The sequence below is a fragment of the Bradyrhizobium archetypum genome (genome assembly GCF_013114835.1).
Classification (GTDB): domain Bacteria; phylum Pseudomonadota; class Alphaproteobacteria; order Rhizobiales; family Xanthobacteraceae; genus Bradyrhizobium; species Bradyrhizobium archetypum.
The window spans coordinates 661434-677799 of sequence record NZ_JAAVLW010000005.1; the positions used below are offsets into that span (position 1 = coordinate 661434).

The 16366-nt window shown below is 62.7% G+C and carries 13 protein-coding genes and 1 pseudogene; 10 read left to right on the forward strand and 4 right to left on the reverse strand.

The genetic code is table 11. The annotated features are described in order from the left end of the window. Positions 1–31 precede the first annotated feature (31 nt). Positions 32–1804: pseudogene (locus HCN50_RS19605) on the reverse strand (putative bifunctional diguanylate cyclase/phosphodiesterase); the annotation flags it as partial. Positions 1805–2386: 582 nt separating this feature from the next. Here HCN50_RS19605 and HCN50_RS19610 point away from each other — a divergent pair. The 3 genes from HCN50_RS19610 to HCN50_RS19620 all read left to right on the forward strand — a co-directional run bounded on the left by HCN50_RS19610 (position 2387) and on the right by HCN50_RS19620 (position 5311). Next, positions 2387–4147, forward strand: coding sequence for an ATP-binding protein (locus HCN50_RS19610; RefSeq protein WP_171711291.1), 1761 nt, complete (start codon positions 2387–2389; stop codon positions 4145–4147). Between the two features lie 111 nt (positions 4148–4258). Next, a complete protein-coding gene (locus HCN50_RS19615; protein WP_171711292.1) occupies positions 4259–4843 on the forward strand; it encodes a peroxidase-related enzyme in 585 nt (194 codons plus the stop codon). A 129-nt stretch (positions 4844–4972) separates the two neighbouring features. Continuing rightward, positions 4973–5311 (forward strand): hypothetical protein, encoded by a 339-nt coding sequence (locus HCN50_RS19620; RefSeq protein ID WP_171711293.1) that lies wholly within the window; start codon positions 4973–4975, stop codon positions 5309–5311. A gap of 362 nt (positions 5312–5673) precedes the next feature. Here the strand turns inward: HCN50_RS19620 and HCN50_RS19625 are convergent, their stop codons facing one another. Then, on the reverse strand, positions 5674–6141 hold the full coding sequence (locus tag HCN50_RS19625; protein ID WP_171711294.1) for a MarR family winged helix-turn-helix transcriptional regulator: 468 nt from the start codon (positions 6139–6141) through the stop codon (positions 5674–5676). A 185-nt stretch (positions 6142–6326) separates the two neighbouring features. On the opposite strand from HCN50_RS19625, the gene HCN50_RS19630 reads away from it, so the two are divergent. The 7 genes from HCN50_RS19630 (at position 6327) to HCN50_RS19660 (ending at position 13689) form a co-directional block, all read left to right on the forward strand. Then, on the forward strand, positions 6327–8252 hold the full coding sequence (locus HCN50_RS19630; protein ID WP_171711295.1) for an FAD-binding monooxygenase: 1926 nt from the start codon (positions 6327–6329) through the stop codon (positions 8250–8252). Positions 8253–8660: 408 nt separating this feature from the next. Next, the gene (locus HCN50_RS19635) at positions 8661–8969 is read left to right on the forward strand and encodes a hypothetical protein (protein WP_171711296.1); all 309 of its coding nucleotides are present in this window, start codon (positions 8661–8663) and stop codon (positions 8967–8969) included. Positions 8970–9328: 359 nt separating this feature from the next. Next, the gene (locus tag HCN50_RS19640) at positions 9329–9622 is read left to right on the forward strand and encodes an acyl carrier protein (protein WP_028346689.1); all 294 of its coding nucleotides are present in this window, start codon (positions 9329–9331) and stop codon (positions 9620–9622) included. Between the two features lie 9 nt (positions 9623–9631). Then, on the forward strand, positions 9632–10105 hold the full coding sequence (locus HCN50_RS19645; RefSeq protein WP_171711297.1) for a 3-hydroxyacyl-ACP dehydratase FabZ family protein: 474 nt from the start codon (positions 9632–9634) through the stop codon (positions 10103–10105). Beyond that, positions 10098–11297, forward strand: coding sequence for a beta-ketoacyl-ACP synthase (locus HCN50_RS19650; RefSeq protein ID WP_171711298.1), 1200 nt, complete (start codon positions 10098–10100; stop codon positions 11295–11297). The genes HCN50_RS19645 and HCN50_RS19650 overlap by 8 nt, the downstream gene beginning before the upstream one ends. Positions 11298–11355: 58 nt before the next feature. Next, positions 11356–12633 carry a beta-ketoacyl-ACP synthase gene (locus HCN50_RS19655; RefSeq protein ID WP_171711299.1) on the forward strand — a complete coding sequence of 426 codons (1278 nt, stop codon included), beginning with the start codon at positions 11356–11358 and terminating at the stop codon, positions 12631–12633. Between the two features lie 120 nt (positions 12634–12753). Beyond that, positions 12754–13689, forward strand: coding sequence for a lipid A biosynthesis lauroyl acyltransferase (locus HCN50_RS19660; protein ID WP_171711300.1), 936 nt, complete (start codon positions 12754–12756; stop codon positions 13687–13689). A 394-nt stretch (positions 13690–14083) separates the two neighbouring features. On the opposite strand, the gene HCN50_RS19665 is transcribed toward HCN50_RS19660, so the two are convergent. Both HCN50_RS19665 and HCN50_RS19670 read right to left on the reverse strand, forming a co-directional pair. After that, positions 14084–15148, reverse strand: coding sequence for a polyamine ABC transporter substrate-binding protein (locus HCN50_RS19665; protein ID WP_235977101.1), 1065 nt, complete (start codon positions 15146–15148; stop codon positions 14084–14086). A 45-nt stretch (positions 15149–15193) separates the two neighbouring features. Beyond that, entirely contained in the window at positions 15194–16366 is a 1173-nt protein-coding gene (locus HCN50_RS19670; RefSeq protein WP_171711302.1) for an aminotransferase, read from the reverse strand.

Genomic DNA, 16366 nt, shown 5'->3' on the forward strand with positions numbered 1-16366 from the left:
TCTCCGTCGATAGCAAGTGACGAGCGCCGTTTCAAGCGGCCGACATCGCCCTTCCGCGGTGCGTCAACAACAGCCGTCTCACCTCGGCCGCCGATATCGCCGGACTGAACAGATAGCCCTGCATCTCCGTGCAGCCGAGGATGTACAGGAGATCTTCTGCTGCTCAGTTTCAACGCCCTCCGCCGTTGTCGTCATGTCGCTGGCGGCCGCGATGTTCACCACCGCCTGGACGATCGACGAGGATGCTCCGGGTCCCGCGATATCCCGGATGAAGGCGCGATCAATACTTGATCTTGTCGAACGGGAAACGCTGCAGGTAGCTGAGCGAGGAATAGCCGGTGCCGAAATCGTCCAGCGCGATTCTGACCCCCAGCTTGCGCAACTGGTGCAGCATGTCGAGCGCAGCTTCGTCGTCGCGAATGAGCACGGCTTCGGTGATCTCGAGCTCCAGCCGGCTTGCGGGAAGGCCGCGAGCGGCCAGCGCCGCCGCCACGCTCAACGCCAGCGATGGGTTCCTGAACTGCACCGGCGAGACGTTGACCGCAACGCGGACGTGGTCCGGCCAGGTGGCGGCCTCGGCACACGCGGTATCGAGCACCCACAGGCCGAGCTGATTGATCAGGCCGCTGTCTTCCGCGATCGGAATGAACTCCGCCGGCCAAATCATGCCGCGTTCGGGGTGCCGCCATCGCAACAGCGCCTCGCAGGATGAGATCTTGCCATCCTCGATATTGACCACCGGCTGATAGTAGGTTTCGAGGCTGCCGTCGCTAATCGCCCGCCGCAGCTCGAGCTCCAGGCTTCGCCGCGCCTTGGCACGCTGATCCATGCCGGCCTCAAAGAAACGGTAGGTCCGCCGTCCGTCGCCCTTGGCGCTATAGAGTGCGAGGTCCGCATTTCTCAATAATCGGCCGAGGTTCACTCCGTTGCCGGGCGCAAGCGCGATCCCGATGCTGGCATCGGTGGTGATCAGATGTCCCAGGTATTCAAAGGGCTGCCTGATCGCCGAATGGATTTCGTCAACGAGTTGAGTGGTTTCCGAGCGATCCTTGATAGCCGTCTGAATGACGGCAAACTCGTCGCCGCCGAGCCGGGCTGCCACGTCGGTTTCCTTAAGGCAGCCGCGCAGGCGATCGGCAACGCCCTTGAGCAACTCGTCGCCGATCGGATGGCCAAGCGCGTCGTTGACGCTCTTGAACTCGTCGATATCGATGTAGAGGACAGCCAGTTGCTCGCCCGGCTGAAGCGCTGCAAGCGCCTGTTCGAGCCGCGCGCGGAACAGGATCCGGTTCGGCAGGTCCGTCAAGCCATCGAAATGCGCCAGATGCGCGATCTTCTCGTCGGCGCGCGTCCGCTCGGTGATGTCCTCGATCGTGGCAACCCAGCCGCCGTCCTTCAGCGGACGGTTGATGATCTCGATCGCACGACCGCCCGGCGCTTGCGTGAGTTGACGCGTCGCCTTACCGAGCGACACTTTCTGAATGATCGCGTTGCAGAATTCATCGACGTCGCCGTCGAACGATCCGGTTTCCTTGCGGTGCGCGATCAGCCGCTGAATGGTGCAGCCGGGCTTGGCCACGTCAGGAGAAAGCCCGAACATATCGAGATAAGGCTGGTTGCAGATGATGATTCGCGCGGATGCATCATAGAGAACAAGGCCTTGCGGAATATTATTGACCGCAATCGAGAGCTGACGCCGCTCGGCCACCAATCGCTGATCGGTCAAGCGGTGACGCCGCAGCAGCAGGCCGGCGGCGACGATAAGGACAGTGACCAGCGCCAACAGGACTTGTTCGCGGACACTCCATGACGATGTCGCAAGCTGCGCAAGCGCGGCCACCGCGAGCAGGACAGCGCAGACAGCAAGCAGCGTAGGCAGCCCGGCCTTGTCGGCGGGAGCGTCGGGCAATTTCTGGTGGCTTTCGATGCTCACCCCAGATGCTTCTCCGCGCGAAATCGCCAATTTGCGTGCGCTTGACGATCGGCCATGCAGACGCGAGCCGGACTCCAATTTTCCGCCCAGCGATATTGGTACGAAGGATAAATGGAAGCCGCGTTACAACTTGCGGTTAGCAATCGGTTACGTCGATACACGCGCGGGCTCCGATCCCCATCGCCAGTAGGAGGTTATCGAGCGGTGCCCGCGGCTGGTGCTCTCCTTCGAAATGGTAAACGGGAGATTAATTCGCAGCCGAGCTCGCGCGAGCCGGCGAATGCAAGAAAGCCCTGATTTTCCAAGCCTAACTCGCACGTGGCGCGTCGCACCGGACGCCGCCGCGAAAACGATTCCTGACCGAGATGCCGCAGATTTAGCCAATACGAAACCGCGCCGGTTTAACCGTTTCGCTAGTCGCCGCCGCCCATAATGCCGGCCAGACCCCAATTCATGAGATCCAGGTTCAACACCGTGACATCTTTCGGACGTGTGATTTCCGTGCGCGGCTCGCTTGCCCGGGTGGGACTTCTGGCGACGGGCCAGATCCCCGTCTCGGAAGTGCGCGCCACCGTCGGCCGCTTCATCAGTATCCGCTGCAACGGCTCCACGATCGTCGCGATGATCACCGAGGTGTCCTGCGAGGACACTCCGACTTCCGACAACTACATTGCGAGCGCATCGGTCGACCTGCTCGGTGAAATTCTCGGCGGCGAACGCCCCAAGTTCCAGCGCGGCGTCACCAACTATCCGACGATCGGCGATGAGGTCGATCTGATCACGGCCCAGGACCTTCGCACCGTCTATGCGCCGAGCGGGTCAGACCAGATCAATGTCGGCACCCTGCAGCAGGACCGCTCGGTGATCGCCTATGTCGACGTCGAGGAAATGCTGTCCAAGCACTTCGCCGTCCTCGGCTCCACCGGCGTCGGTAAATCGACCAGCGTGTCGCTGCTGCTCAACGAGATTCTCAAGGCCCGGCCGAACCTGCGGGTTTTCCTGCTCGACGTGCACAACGAATATGGCCGCTGCTTCGGCGACCGCGCGCTGGTGCTCAACCCGCGCAACCTGAAACTGCCGTTCTGGCTGTTCAATTTCGAAGAGATCGTCGACGTGCTGTTCGGCGGCCGTCCCGGCGTGCCCGAAGAACTCGACGTCCTCGCCGAAGTCATTCCGATGGCGAAGGGCCTCTATACTCAGTACCAGAACTCCGACCGGCTCGGGCTCAAACGCATCGACCCCAAGACGGTCGGCTACACGGTCGACACGCCGGTGCCGTACCGGCTGGTCGATCTGATCTCGCTGATCGACGAACGGATGGGCAAACTGGAGAACCGCTCCTCGCGCATCATCTATCACAAGCTGATTTCGCGCATCGAGACGGTGCGCAACGATCCGCGCTACGCCTTCATGTTCGACAATGCCAATGTCGGCGGCGACACCATGGCGGAAGTGATCAGCCACCTGTTCCGCCTGCCTGCCAACGGCCGGCCGATGACTATCATGCAGCTCGCCGGCTTCCCTGCGGAAGTCGTCGACTCCGTCGTGTCGGTGCTGTGCCGCATGGCGTTCGATTTCGGCCTGTGGAGTGACGGCGTCTCGCCGCTGCTGTTCGTCTGCGAAGAAGCGCACCGTTACGCCTCGGCCGACCGCAATATCGGCTTCGGCCCAACCCGCAAGGCGGTCTCGCGCATCGCTAAAGAAGGGCGCAAATACGGCGTCTTTCTCGGCCTCGTCACCCAACGTCCGGCCGAACTCGACGCCACCATCATTTCCCAATGCAACACGCTGTTTGCGATGCGCCTTGCCAACGAGCGCGACCAGGCGCTGCTGCGCTCGGCTGTCTCGGATGCGGCCGCCAACCTGTTGTCGTTCGTACCTTCGCTCGGCACCCGCGAAGTGCTAGCCTTCGGCGAAGGCGTGGCGCTGCCGACGCGCCTGCGCTTCAAGGAGGTGCCGGTCCATCAATTGCCGCGCAGCGAAGCGACCATCGCGTCCGTGCCGTCGGTTTCCGCTGGCCATGACATGCATTTCGTCTCCGCCGTGCTGGATCGCTGGCGCGGCGCCACGTCGAATCGCGACGTACCGAATGATCCCTCGATCGGCGACCGGTCCGCCGCGCGCATTATGACGCCGGTGGAAGCGCCGATGCTGCAGCCCTCGATGGGGCTCGACCCAGACCGCTTCTCGCTCCTGAAGAAGCCGCTGCGCTGAGGCATAACAGTTTCGCGCGATTGCTCCGCGCGGGGCGGTATGCACTTCGCTGCAAAACGCGATATGGTTCCGGGAACGCCGCGTCCCGCGGCCTTCAGCCGGAACCCACCCATGTCCAAGCCTGCCGCCAAACGATTTCAGCCGCCCGCCATCGACAAGCTGCCGGACGATATCCGCACGCGAATTCTCGCCGTACAGGAAAAATCCGGCTTCGTTCCGAACGTCTTCCTGACGCTGGCCTACCGCCCCGACGAGTTTCGCGCCTTCTTTGCCTATCACGACGCGTTGATGGAGAAGGATGGCGGGCTGACCAAGGCGGAGCGCGAAATGATCGTGGTGGCGACGTCGGCCGCTAACCAGTGCCATTACTGCGTGATCGCTCATGGCGCGATCCTGCGCATCCGGGCCAAGAACCCGCAGATCGCCGATCAAATCGCCGTCAACTACCGCAAGGCCGACATCACGCCGCGGCAGCGCGCCATGCTCGACTTCGCCATGAAGGTGAGCCGGGCGGCGAACGAGGTTTCCGAAGCCGATTTCGCCGAGATCGCCAGCCACGGCTTTTCCGAGGATGACATCTGGGATATCGCGGCGATCGCGGCGTTCTTCGCCCTTTCGAACCGGCTGGCCAACGTCACCGCGATGCGACCGAATGACGAATTCTACATGATGGGGCGGCTGCCGAAACAAGGCTGAGCCGGCTTGCCTGTGATCAGTTCCAGACATTGCGGGAGGGGATGGCTGTCCCGCGTTGCCCAAGATTTCATGTTGGACGCGCGGCCGCCGTGCTAGAAGGGCGGCAGGATTTCTCGCGGATCGACGGCAGTGAAAACCCAGCGGCCCACTATCTCGGACGATGAGCACGTGGTGCTCAAGTTCCGGCCGCGCACCTCCGCCCATCCGCCCGCCCGGCAGGATGATCACACGCCGGCCAAGGCATCGCCTGCGGCCAGCGACCTGTCACGCTACGAGCAGTCGCGCGACGAGGGTGACGAGTTCCGTCATCGCATGCTCGCCAATGTCGCCGCCTTCGCATTTACAGTGGCGCTGACCGCGATCGGCATCTGGCTTGCCGTGAGCATCGCCGATCTCCGCAGGACCCAAGACTGCGTCCTGATGGGCCGCCGCGACTGCGCGAGGATTTCGGTCGCGCCGCAGGGGTAGCAACTATCTTTCCATAGCCATCAACCGTCATGCCCCGCGCATTCGGGGCATCCAGTACGCCGCGGCCTGTCAGTTCTATCATTGACTTCTCTGGAATACTGGGTCACCCGCCGGAGCCTGTCGCCGGGCGCGCATTCGCGCGCCCCGTTGGCGGTCGCGTGTATTCGCGCAGTATTGATGCGGCTCGGCGCGGACTACGCTGTCGCTAATCCACCCCACCGCGTTCATTGACGATCGCCGTCGCGGTTCGTAGCGCCCGCTCATATACGTTCACCATCCCAGAGGGCGCAGGCGGCCGGTCTATCAACCGGTCATTATTGTTGGCTCGGCCGCGGCCAGTGTCAACCGGGACGACAAGCGCCTCACCGCAGCTCTGCGTTCCGCAGCGGCGCGCGGCTAAGGTCGTTGCCGGCGGCGATCGCTTTCCGCAACAGCCGCATCAGCTCTGTGCCCTCCTTTGCCGTGAGGCCGCGCAGCATGGTGCGCTGGGCGGCTTCGACCGCCGGCGTGATGGCGCGCAGCGTTCGCTTGCCGGCTTCCGTAATCTTCAGTTCGCGGGCGCGGCGGTCGCGGCTACTGGGGTGACGCAGCAGGAAGCCTTTCTGCACGAGACGATCGACGACGCCGGTGATGGTGGTTCGGTCGTAGGCGATCAGGCCGGCGAGCGTCACCTGCTCGACGCCGGGATTGGTGCTAATCGCCGACAGCGCCGCGTATTGAACGGGCGTGAGGTCGAAGCCGGCTTCCTCGACCTCGGCCAGGAACACGGCGACCGCAATCTGCTGGAACCGGCGCGCCAAATGTCCGGGCATCTCGTTATTATCTCTCACCGAATTCTCCAAAGCCCTTTGATAGCAGGTCTGGAATTGACAAGCATACTGATAATCAGCATGCTGATCAATATCATCCGCGCGCTTTGGTCGCGGCATTCCTGTGACCTGCGCCCTCGATGAATGGCAATCGGCTCGGTCACAATCAACGCCGGTTCGGCAAAAGGACGGGAGGAGCAGGTTTGATGCAGTTTCATCTGAATGGCTTCGAACCGGGCGATCCTGAGATCGCCGATCCCGGCGAGCGGGTCGCATCGTCCGGCACGCCCGGACCGGTTCCGGCGGAAGTCGACGTGCTGATCGTCGGCTGCGGGCCGGCGGGTTTGACGCTGGCGGCGCAGCTTGCGGCATTTCCCGACATCAAGACCTGCATCGTCGAGCGGAAGCCGAGCCGGCTCTTGCGCGGCCAGGCCGACGGCGTCGCCTGCCGCACCATGGAAATGTTTAACGCCTTTGGTTTTGGCGAACGCGTGCTGAAGGAAGCATGCTGGATCACCGAAACCACGTTCTGGAGACCGGACGACCGCAAGCCCGAGCACATCGTCCGTAGCGGCCGGGTTCAGGATGTCGAGGACGGGCTGTCGGAAATGCCGCATCTCATCCTGAACCAGGCGCGCGTACATGATTGCTACCTTGATGTCATGCGCAAATCGCCGGCAAAGCTCGAGCCGTATTATTCGCGGCGACTGCTCGATCTTTCAATCGCGTCGGCCGCGCGGTTCGAGGACCACGCGGTGACGGTGCGCCTCGAGCGGCTCGATGCCGGACACGAGGGCGAGATCGAAAGCATTAAAGCGCGCTATGTTGTCGGCTGCGATGGGGCGCGGAGCACGGTGCGGAAATCGATCGGGCGCGAGCTGCGCGGCGATTCCGCCAACCATGCCTGGGGCGTGATGGACATTCTTGCCGTCACCGACTTCCCCGACATCCGCTTCAAGGTGTTGATCCAGTCGGCCGGCGACGGCAGCATGATCGTGATCCCGCGCGAAGGCGGCTATCTCGTCCGCCTCTATGTCGAACTCGCCAACCTCGACGCCGGCGAGCGGATCGCCAGCCGCAACATCACCTCGGACGACCTGATCGCGAAGGCGCGGCGGATTCTCAATCCCTATACGCTCGAGGTGAAGGAGATCGCCTGGTGGTCGGTCTATGAGATCGGCCAGCGGCTGACCGACAAGTTCGACGACGTACCGGCGGACGAGACCGCAACGCGCCTGCCCCGCGTGTTCATCGCGGGCGATGCCTGTCATACTCACAGCCCCAAGGCGGGCCAAGGCATGAACGTCTCGATGCAGGACGCATTCAATCTCGGATGGAAGCTCGCTGCCGTGCTGCGCCGGCGCAGCGCGCCGCATCTGTTGCACAGCTATTCGGCAGAGCGGCAGGCGGTCGCAAGGGAATTGATCGACTTCGATCGCGAATGGGCTGCGATCCTCGCCTCCGCCAAAGGCGACAACAAGGGCGCGGATGCGGCGCAGACGCAAGACTATTTTGTCCGGCACGGCCGATATACCGCGGGAACGGCGACACACTACGGCGCATCCATCCTCACCGCCGAGCCGGATCATCAGCATCTTGCCAGGGGATTTGTGATCGGCACGCGCTTTCACTCCGCGCCGGTGGTACGGCTTGCGGACGCCAAGCCGGTTCATCTCGGCCACGTCGCCAAGGCGGATGGACGCTTCCGGATTTTCATCTTTGCCGGCGCCGGCGATTCCGCCGCCGCCAACGCCCCTGTCCGCTCGTTGTGCGATTTCCTCAGCGAAAGTCCGAAGTCTCCGATCAGGAGACACACGCAAGCGGGCACCGATATCGATTCCGTGATCGATGTCCGTGCCGTGTTCCAGCAGGCGCACACCGAACTCGCCATCGAGACGATGCCCCCGCTCCTGCTTCCGCGCAAAGGACGCTACGGGCTCATCGACTACGAAAAAATGTTCTGCCCCGATTTTAGGAGCGGCCACGACATCTTCGCAATGCGCGGCATCGACCGCGACATGGGCTGCATGGTCGTGGTGCGGCCGGACCAATACGTCGCGCATGTGCTGCCGCTCGACGGCCATGCGGCGCTTGCGGCATATTTCGATGGCGTCATGTTGAGGGCGGCGTGAGGCACAGCTTGATTGTGACAGGCTTACGTACTGGAAAATGGGCGGTGCCCGGCGCATATCCGCAGCATGGAGACAATCGTCTGCTGCAATTGCGGCGCGAAATATAGACGTACCGAAGAAAAGTTCTTGGTTCCGCACACCGGTGAGGCGACCTGTAAGGTCTGCGGGGCCGTGCTCGAGTCGTGGTCGGAAAGTACTCACGTTCCATCATTTGAACCTGTTGAACGCACAAATCGAAAGCCGGCCTGAACCACCACATGCAGCGGAGCCGGACGGCGCAATTGCCCGCTAGACCGCTTACGCCGCGCTCCCGTCCTACCTTGATTGCCCCGGTGGAACCCTCAGCGTTCGTGCCCGTTGCAACTCTCGATCAGTCCAAAGAAGGCTTGCACAAGGGAGGGCTTCCACATGACGAAGATCGCTCTTGGCGTGGCGGCGGCCACAGTGCTGCTGATGACGGCCCCGCTTGTCATTCCGGTCAAGGCCCAAGGCGTCAATCAAGACGTCAAGATGGCGCAAGGCGTCGATGTTCAGATTGGACGGGATCGCGACGACGACCGCTACGATCGTCGCCGGCGTTACGACTCCGACACCACGGTTGGCGTCGGCCCGGGCGGTGTCACCATCGGCCCACGACGGCACTGCCGGATGGTGACGACCACGGTTGAACGGGACGATGGCCGCAGGATCACGCGCAGGGAACGCCGCTGCGACTAGACGGCAGTAGCGGAGCGCGTAGGCAGATTGGCGCCAGCGTAACGGCGCGATTTTTGATGCTGGCGCAGCAGGCGCGCTACGGCAACTAATACCCGACAGACAGAATTGCCCCTCACGCGACCGGCGCGCAGCTAAGCCGAACACTGCCCTTTCCACATCGGGCTCTCTTCCCGGAACCAGACCGGCCATCCCTGCCCATAAATCGGTCGGCGAACCTTTGACCCCCCTCCATTGAACTCAGCGCCCCGCTCCGATATACGGGCACTCGACTCCGGCCGAGGGAAAAAGGCCTTCCGGGGCCATGCACCCGCCTCCTCCAAGCCGTTACGGATTTTCTCCAGTATATCAAAGGCTTAATGATGTCTTCCACATTCGATCAGATCGCCAACATTATCGCGGAGACCTGCGACATTCCGCGCGACACGATCAAGCCGGAGAGCCACGCCATCGACGATCTGGGAATCGACAGCCTGGACTTCCTCGACATCGCCTTTGCCATCGACAAGGCGTTCGGGATCAAGATGCCGCTCGAAAAGTGGACCCAGGAGGTCAACGACGGCAAGGCCACGACCGAGCAGTATTTCGTGCTGCAAAATCTCGCCGATCGCATCGACGAACTGGTCGCCGCCAAGAATGCAGCGCCGGGCGCCTAATCGCCCGCCATGGACCTTGATTACTTCAAGCTCATCGACCGCGTCGTCGAACTCAACCTCGACGAGAAGAGGATCACGGTCGAGGCGCAGGTTCCCGCCGCGCACACCATCTTCGAGGGGCATTTCCCGGGCTTTCCGATCATGCCGGGCGTGCTGCTGACCGAATCGATGGCGCAGAGCTCCGGCTGGCTGCTGCTCGGCCTTTTGAAGTTCGAGCGCATGCCGTTCCTCGCCATCGTGAAGGAAGCCAAGATGCGCGGTTTCGTCAGCCCCGGCTCGTTGCTGACAATTGAGGCGAAGCTCGAGCATGAGGGTTCCGGCTTTGCCGTGACGAAGGCCAAGGGTCGCGTCGGCAAGGAATTGAAGTGCAGCGCCGAGATCACCTTTGGCCTAGCCCCCTTCCCCGACCCTTCGATGCGCGTGCACATGGACGCGATGGCCAACAAGATCGGCTTCCCACTGCAGGCAATCACGCATGACTGAGCCAAAATCCGCAGACAAGGAAGTCTGGATCACCGGCATCGGCATCGTCTCTTCGCTCGGCGAAGGACTGGATGCGCATTGGGATGCGCTGAACGAGAAGAAGATCAACGTCGACGACAAGCGGTTTGCGCCTTACATCGTGCATCCGCTGGCGCCGGTTACCTTCGACGCGCAGATCCCGAAAAAGGGTGACCAGCGCCAGATGGAAGCGTGGCAGCGAATCGGCACCTATGCCGCCGGGCTCGCGCTGGATTCGGCCGGTGTCAAGGGCAACAAGGAAATCCTTGGCCGCATGGACATGATCGTGGCGGCCGGCGGCGGCGAGCGCGACATCGCGGTCGATGCGGCAATCCTGAGCGCCGACGCCAAGGGCAATTCGAGCCCCGGCTTTCTCAACGAACGGCTGATGAACGATTTGCGGCCGACGCTGTTTCTGGCCCAGCTCTCCAACCTGCTCGCCGGCAACATCGCCATCGTCCACGGCGTATGCGGCACGTCGCGCACCTTCATGGGCGAGGAAGCCGCCAGCATCGATGCGGCGCGGATTGCGCTGGCGCGGATCGAAGCCGGCCAAAGTGACATCGCGCTGGTTGGCGCTGCCCATAATGGCGAGCGCTCCGATTTGCTCGTCCTCTATGAATTTGCCGATTTCAATCTGAAGGAAAAGTTCGCACCGGTCTGGCAGCGCGAAGACCAAAGCGGATTTGCGCTCGGCTCCGCCGGCTGCTTTTTAGTGCTGGAATCCCGCGAGCACGCCGAAGCGCGCGGCGCCAAGCCCTATGCGAAGTTGACCAAGGTCGTCGCCGATCTCGCGCAGCGCAAGCAGCCGGGTGCGGTGACCAAGTCGCTGGAAGCGCTGTGGCCGAAGCTCGGCATCACGGGCGATAGCGGGCAACTGATCACGGGCGCGACCGGCGCCGAGCCAGTGACCTCGGAAGAAAAGGACTTCCTGCGCCAGCATCCGGGCTTTGCGGTGCGCGCCACCGGAACGATGTTCGGCCATACGCTCGAGGCCCAGTTTCCGCTCGGGCTGGCGCTCGCCGCGCTCTCGCTCTCCCGCGGCGCGCTGTTTCCACCCAACGATCCCTCCGGCTTCGAGGTTGAAAAGGCCGGTAGCCCAGACCAGATTGTGGTGGTGGGGGCCGGTCACTGGCAAGGCGAAGGCATGGCCCTGGTCGAGGCCGTCAAGTAGGGCGAAGAGCGGACGCGCGGAAAGCGCGTTCAAGTCACGGCGCAGCATCGGGGGAACCATGTCAGCACCATCAGATAAATTCGGCAGGCCGATCGTCGTCGTCACCGGCATGGGCGTGGTGACGTCACTCGGCGCCGGCAAGGAAGACAATTGGCGCAAGCTGACTTCGGGCGAGTCCGGCATCAAGACCGTGACGCGCTTTCCGGTCGACGGGCTGAAATCGACCATGGCCGGCACGGTCGATTTCGTCACCGTCGATCCCGTCACCTCGACGGGGTTGACCGAGCGGCTAGCCGAAATGGCGACCGAAGAGGCGCTCGGACAGGCCGCGATCGGTGCCAAGGCCGATTTTCCCGGACCGCTGTTTCTGGCGGTGGCGCCGGTCGAGGTCGAATGGCCGCAGCGGCTGGAGCTCGGGCGTGCAACCGGAAAGACCGATTTGAACTATGACGACCTGCTGCGGGTGAGCGGCGGCGGCCGGTTCACAAAATATCATCATCGCTTCATGTTCGGTTCGGTCGCGAGCTACCTGGCTGAAAGGTTTGGCACCAAGGGCTCGCCAATTTCGCTCTCCACCGCCTGCGCCTCCGGCGCGACCGCGATCCAGCTCGGTGTCGAGGCGATCCGCCGCGGCGAAGCCGATGCAGCGCTGTGCGTCGGCACCGACGGTTCGGTGAATCCGGAAGCCCTGGTGCGCTTCTCGCTGTTGTCAGCGCTGTCGACGCAGAACGATCCGCCGCAGGCCGCCTCGAAGCCGTTCTCGAAGAACCGCGACGGATTTGTCATGGCGGAAGGCGCCGGCGCGATGGTGCTGGAAAGCTACGAAGCCGCGATCGCCCGCGGCGCCAGGATTCTCGGCGTGGTTGCCGGCTGCGGCGAGCTGACGGACTCGTTCCACCGCACCCGCTCCAGCCCCGACGGCAAGCCGATCATCGGCTGCATGCGCAAGACGCTGGCCGACGCCGGCCTCGAGCCGGAACAGATCGACCACATCAACGCGCACGGCACCTCGACGCCGGAAAACGACAAGATGGAGTACAACACCACCGCGGTCGTGTTCGGCGAACATCTGCCGAAGATTCCGGTATCGTCGAACAAGTCGATGGTCGGGCATACGATTTCGGCGGCCGGGGCGGTGGAAGCCGTATTCTCCCTGCTGACCCTCGAGCATCAGCGGATTCCGCCGACGATCAATTACGAGATTCCGGATCCGGCGATCCTGTTCGACGTGGTCGGCAACAAGGCACGCGACGCCAAGGTCACCGCCGTGATGTCGAACTCGTTCGGCTTCGGCGGGCAAAACGCCTCGCTGATCCTGACGCGCGAACCGGTGTAGTGGGCTGTAGCTCGGTTCTAATTGCATCAGAACCGAGCTACAGTCATTTGTTTTGACGCGCTTTCTTGACGCGAACCGGTACCCACTTCTCTTGAAGACGCTATAGCTGCTTCCTAAAAAATGAACCGCCTGATCCTACGCACCAAGGCGCGCCTGCGCGACGCCGCCAAGCCGGTGGCGGAAATAGCCGTCGGCGCGCTGACGATTGCGCTGTTGCGCACCACCCGCTTTTTCGATCCGGACAAGACCGCCGATTTCTTCGGCCGCGTCACCCGCTTCATCGGGCGGCGGCTGCGCGAGGACCGCATCGGCCGCGAAAACCTCAAGGCCGCCTTCCCCGAGAAATCGCCGGAGGAGATCGAGGCCATTCTGGCCGGCGTCTGGGACAATCTCGGCCGCATCGGCGCCGAGTTCGCCCATCTCGATCACATCTGGGACTACGATCTCGACCATCCAGAGAAGCCGAGCCGCATCGAGTTCACCCCGCGCACCAAGCAAATCTTCGATGCCCTGCGCGACGACGGCAAGCCCGCGATCATCTTCGCCAGCCATCTGGGCAATTGGGAAATTCCGGCGCTTGGCGCGGTCGCCCATGGGCTCGATTGCGCGATCCTGTTCCGCCGGCCGAACATTGAGGCCGCCGACCGCGCCATCGAACGGATCCGCGCCGTCAAGATGGGCACGCTGGTGCCGGCGGGCCGCGAGGCGCCGCTCAAGCTCGCGGAGGCTTTGCAGCGGGGCCAGCACGTCGCGATGCTGGTCGATCAGTACATGGGCAACGGCGTCGAGGTGACGTTCTTCGGCCGCAAGACCAGGGCCAACCCGACTCTGGCGCGGCTGTTGCGGCAGGTCGAATGCCCCGTGCACGGCGTGCGCATCATCCGCCTGCCCAACCACCGCTTCCGCGCCGAATTATCCGAAGAGGTCAAGCCGGCGCGCGATGCGTCGGGCCAGATCGACATCCAGGGCACGATGCAGGCGGTGACGTCAGTGGTCGAAGGCTGGGTGCGGGAATATCCGGACCAGTGGCTGTGGCTGCACCGGAGATGGCGGTAGCGGAGCTTTCGTAGCGACCGCGGAGCGATCTTTCCCGGATTACGCTAGCGCTCCATCCGGGCAACGGAGTGGCCTATCCGCCGAACAGGCCCAGGCTCCACGCCTTCATCGCCACCGTCGATCCCAGGACGAAAATGATCTGCAGCAGCGTGCGCGTTGAGAAGAAGGTGAGGATGTTATTCATGTGATGCTCCCGGAAGCGAGCTATAGATTCGGGCTCGCGTTTCGACAATAGAAGTTTGTGGGCCGGATGAGCGAAACGATGTCCGGGACTTTGCGGGCAGGCCCTCCCACGTCATTGCGAGCGCAGCGAAGCAATCCATGTTTCCACTTGCGGCGCTATGGATTGCTTCGCTGCGCTCGCAATGACGGATGGGGCACCGGAGTGCCGCCGTCACCTCCCCGTCTTAACCCTCGTCCACAGCCGGTTGATCACGCGCTGGGTTGCCGGATCGCGGGCCTTGATGACAAACAGCTTCTTCTGCATCGCTTCGTCCGGATAGATATTCCTGTCGTTGAAGATCTTCGGGTCGATCAGCTTCTGGCTCGCCAGATTGCCGTTGGCGTAGGACAGGAAGTTGGAATTCTTGGCCGCGACGTCGGGGCGGTAGAGATAGTTGATCAGCTCATAGGCTTCCGCGACGTTCCTGGCGTCCGCAGGGATCGCGAGATTGTCGAAGAACATCTGCGCGCCCTCCTTCGGAATCGTGTAGCCGATCTCGACGCCATTTTTGGCTTCCGCCGCGCGGCTGCGCGCCTGCATGATGTCGCCCGACCATCCCACCACGAAACAGATCTCGCCGGAGGCCAGCGCGCCCAGATATTCCGAGGAATGAAACTTGCGGACATTGGGCCTGATCTTGCTGACGAGATCGGCGGCCTTTTCCAGATCGGCCTGCTTGGTCGAATTCGGATCGATGCCGAGATAGCTTAAGCCCGCCGGCAGGATGTCGTCAGCGGAATCCAGCATATGGATGCCGCAATCCCTGAACTTGGCGAGGTTTTCCGGCTTGAAGACGATATCCCAGCTATCGATCTTTGCATCGGGGCCGAGAATTTTCTCGGCCATCTTGACGTTGTAGCCGATGCCGGTGGTACCCCACATGTAGTTCGCGGCGTAATTGTTGCCGGGATCGTAGGTCGCGAGTTGGTCGGTCACCACAGGCCAGGCGTTGGCGAGGTTCGGCAGCTTCGACTTGTCGAGCTTGAGGAAGACCTTTGCGGTGATCTGGCGCTGCAGGAAATAGCCGGTGGGCACCACGACGTCATAGCCTGACTTGCCCGCAAGGAGGCGCGTCTCCAGCGTCTCGTTGGCGTCGAAGGTGTCGTAGACCACCTTGATGCCGGTTTCCTTGGTGAAATCCTCCAGGACGCCCGGCGCCATATAGTTCGACCAGTTGTAGAAGTTCACGGTGCGCTCCTGCGCCGATACGGGCGAGAGCGACAGCGCGATCGTCATCGCACCGATCAGGCGAAGCGAGCCTCGGATTGAATCGCGCATCCCTTACCTCTTGCGACGGCCGTGAACCGCGTCCGACAGGCGCTCCAGCGCGGTATCCAACGTTTCGTCCTTCTTGGAAAAGCAGAACCGCACCACCGAGGTCACCGCATCCTGCTCGTAGAACGCCGATACCGGAATCGCGGCGACCTTGTAGTCGCTCACAATGCGCCTGCAGAACTCGACGTCGGTTTCGTTCAGCCCAAGCGGCGACAGGTCGACGGTGAGGAAATACGTTCCCTGCGACTTCAGCACGGGAAAGCCGATGCTCTCCAGTCCCTTGGTCAGGCGATCCCGGCTTCGCGCCAGATCCTTGCGCATGTCGTAGAAAAATTGGTCGGGCTTGCCGAGGCCATAAGCCACAGCGGCCTGCAGGTTCGGCGCGGTGGTGAAGGTCAGAAACTGGTGCACTTTCGCCGCCACGCGCAACAGCGGCGGCGCGGCGCAGACGAAGCCGACCTTCCATCCGGTCAGCGAAAAGATCTTGCCGGCGCTACCGACCTTGATGGTGCGCTCGCGCATGCCCGGAATGGTGATCAGCGGGATATGCTCGCGGCCGTCGAAGATCACGTGCTCCCAGACCTCGTCACAAATGGCAATGGTGTCGAACTTCTGGCAGAACAGCGCCAGCAATTCGAGGTCCTCGCGGGGATAGACGATCGCAGCCGGATTAAGCGGGTTGTTGAACAGCACCGCCTTGGTCTTCGAATTGAATACGCTGGCCAGCATCTCTTCTGTCAGCCGCCAGCCCGGCGGCTCCAGCCGCAACAGGCGCGGAATGCCGCCCGCCTGGCGGATGATCGGCAGGTAGCTGTCATAGACTGGCTGGAACACGACCACCTCGTCGCCGGGCTCGACGACAGCGAGAATCGACGCGGTCAGCGCCTCGGTGCCGCCCGAGGTCACCATCACTTCCGTCATCGGATCGAGGACGAGCTTGTGCCAGCGGGCGTAATGCGCCGCGATGGCCTGCCGGAGTTCCGGAATGCCCATCATCGACGGGTACTGGTTGTAGCCGTTCACCGTGGCTTCCGCCGCGGCGCGACGGATGTCCTCCGGCCCGGGATCGTCGGGAAAGCCCTGGCCGAGATTGATGGCGTTGTTGTCGCGCGCGGCCTGCGACATCGCCTCGAACACGGTCACGGGAAGGTCGGCGAAGACCTTGTTCATGGACGTCAT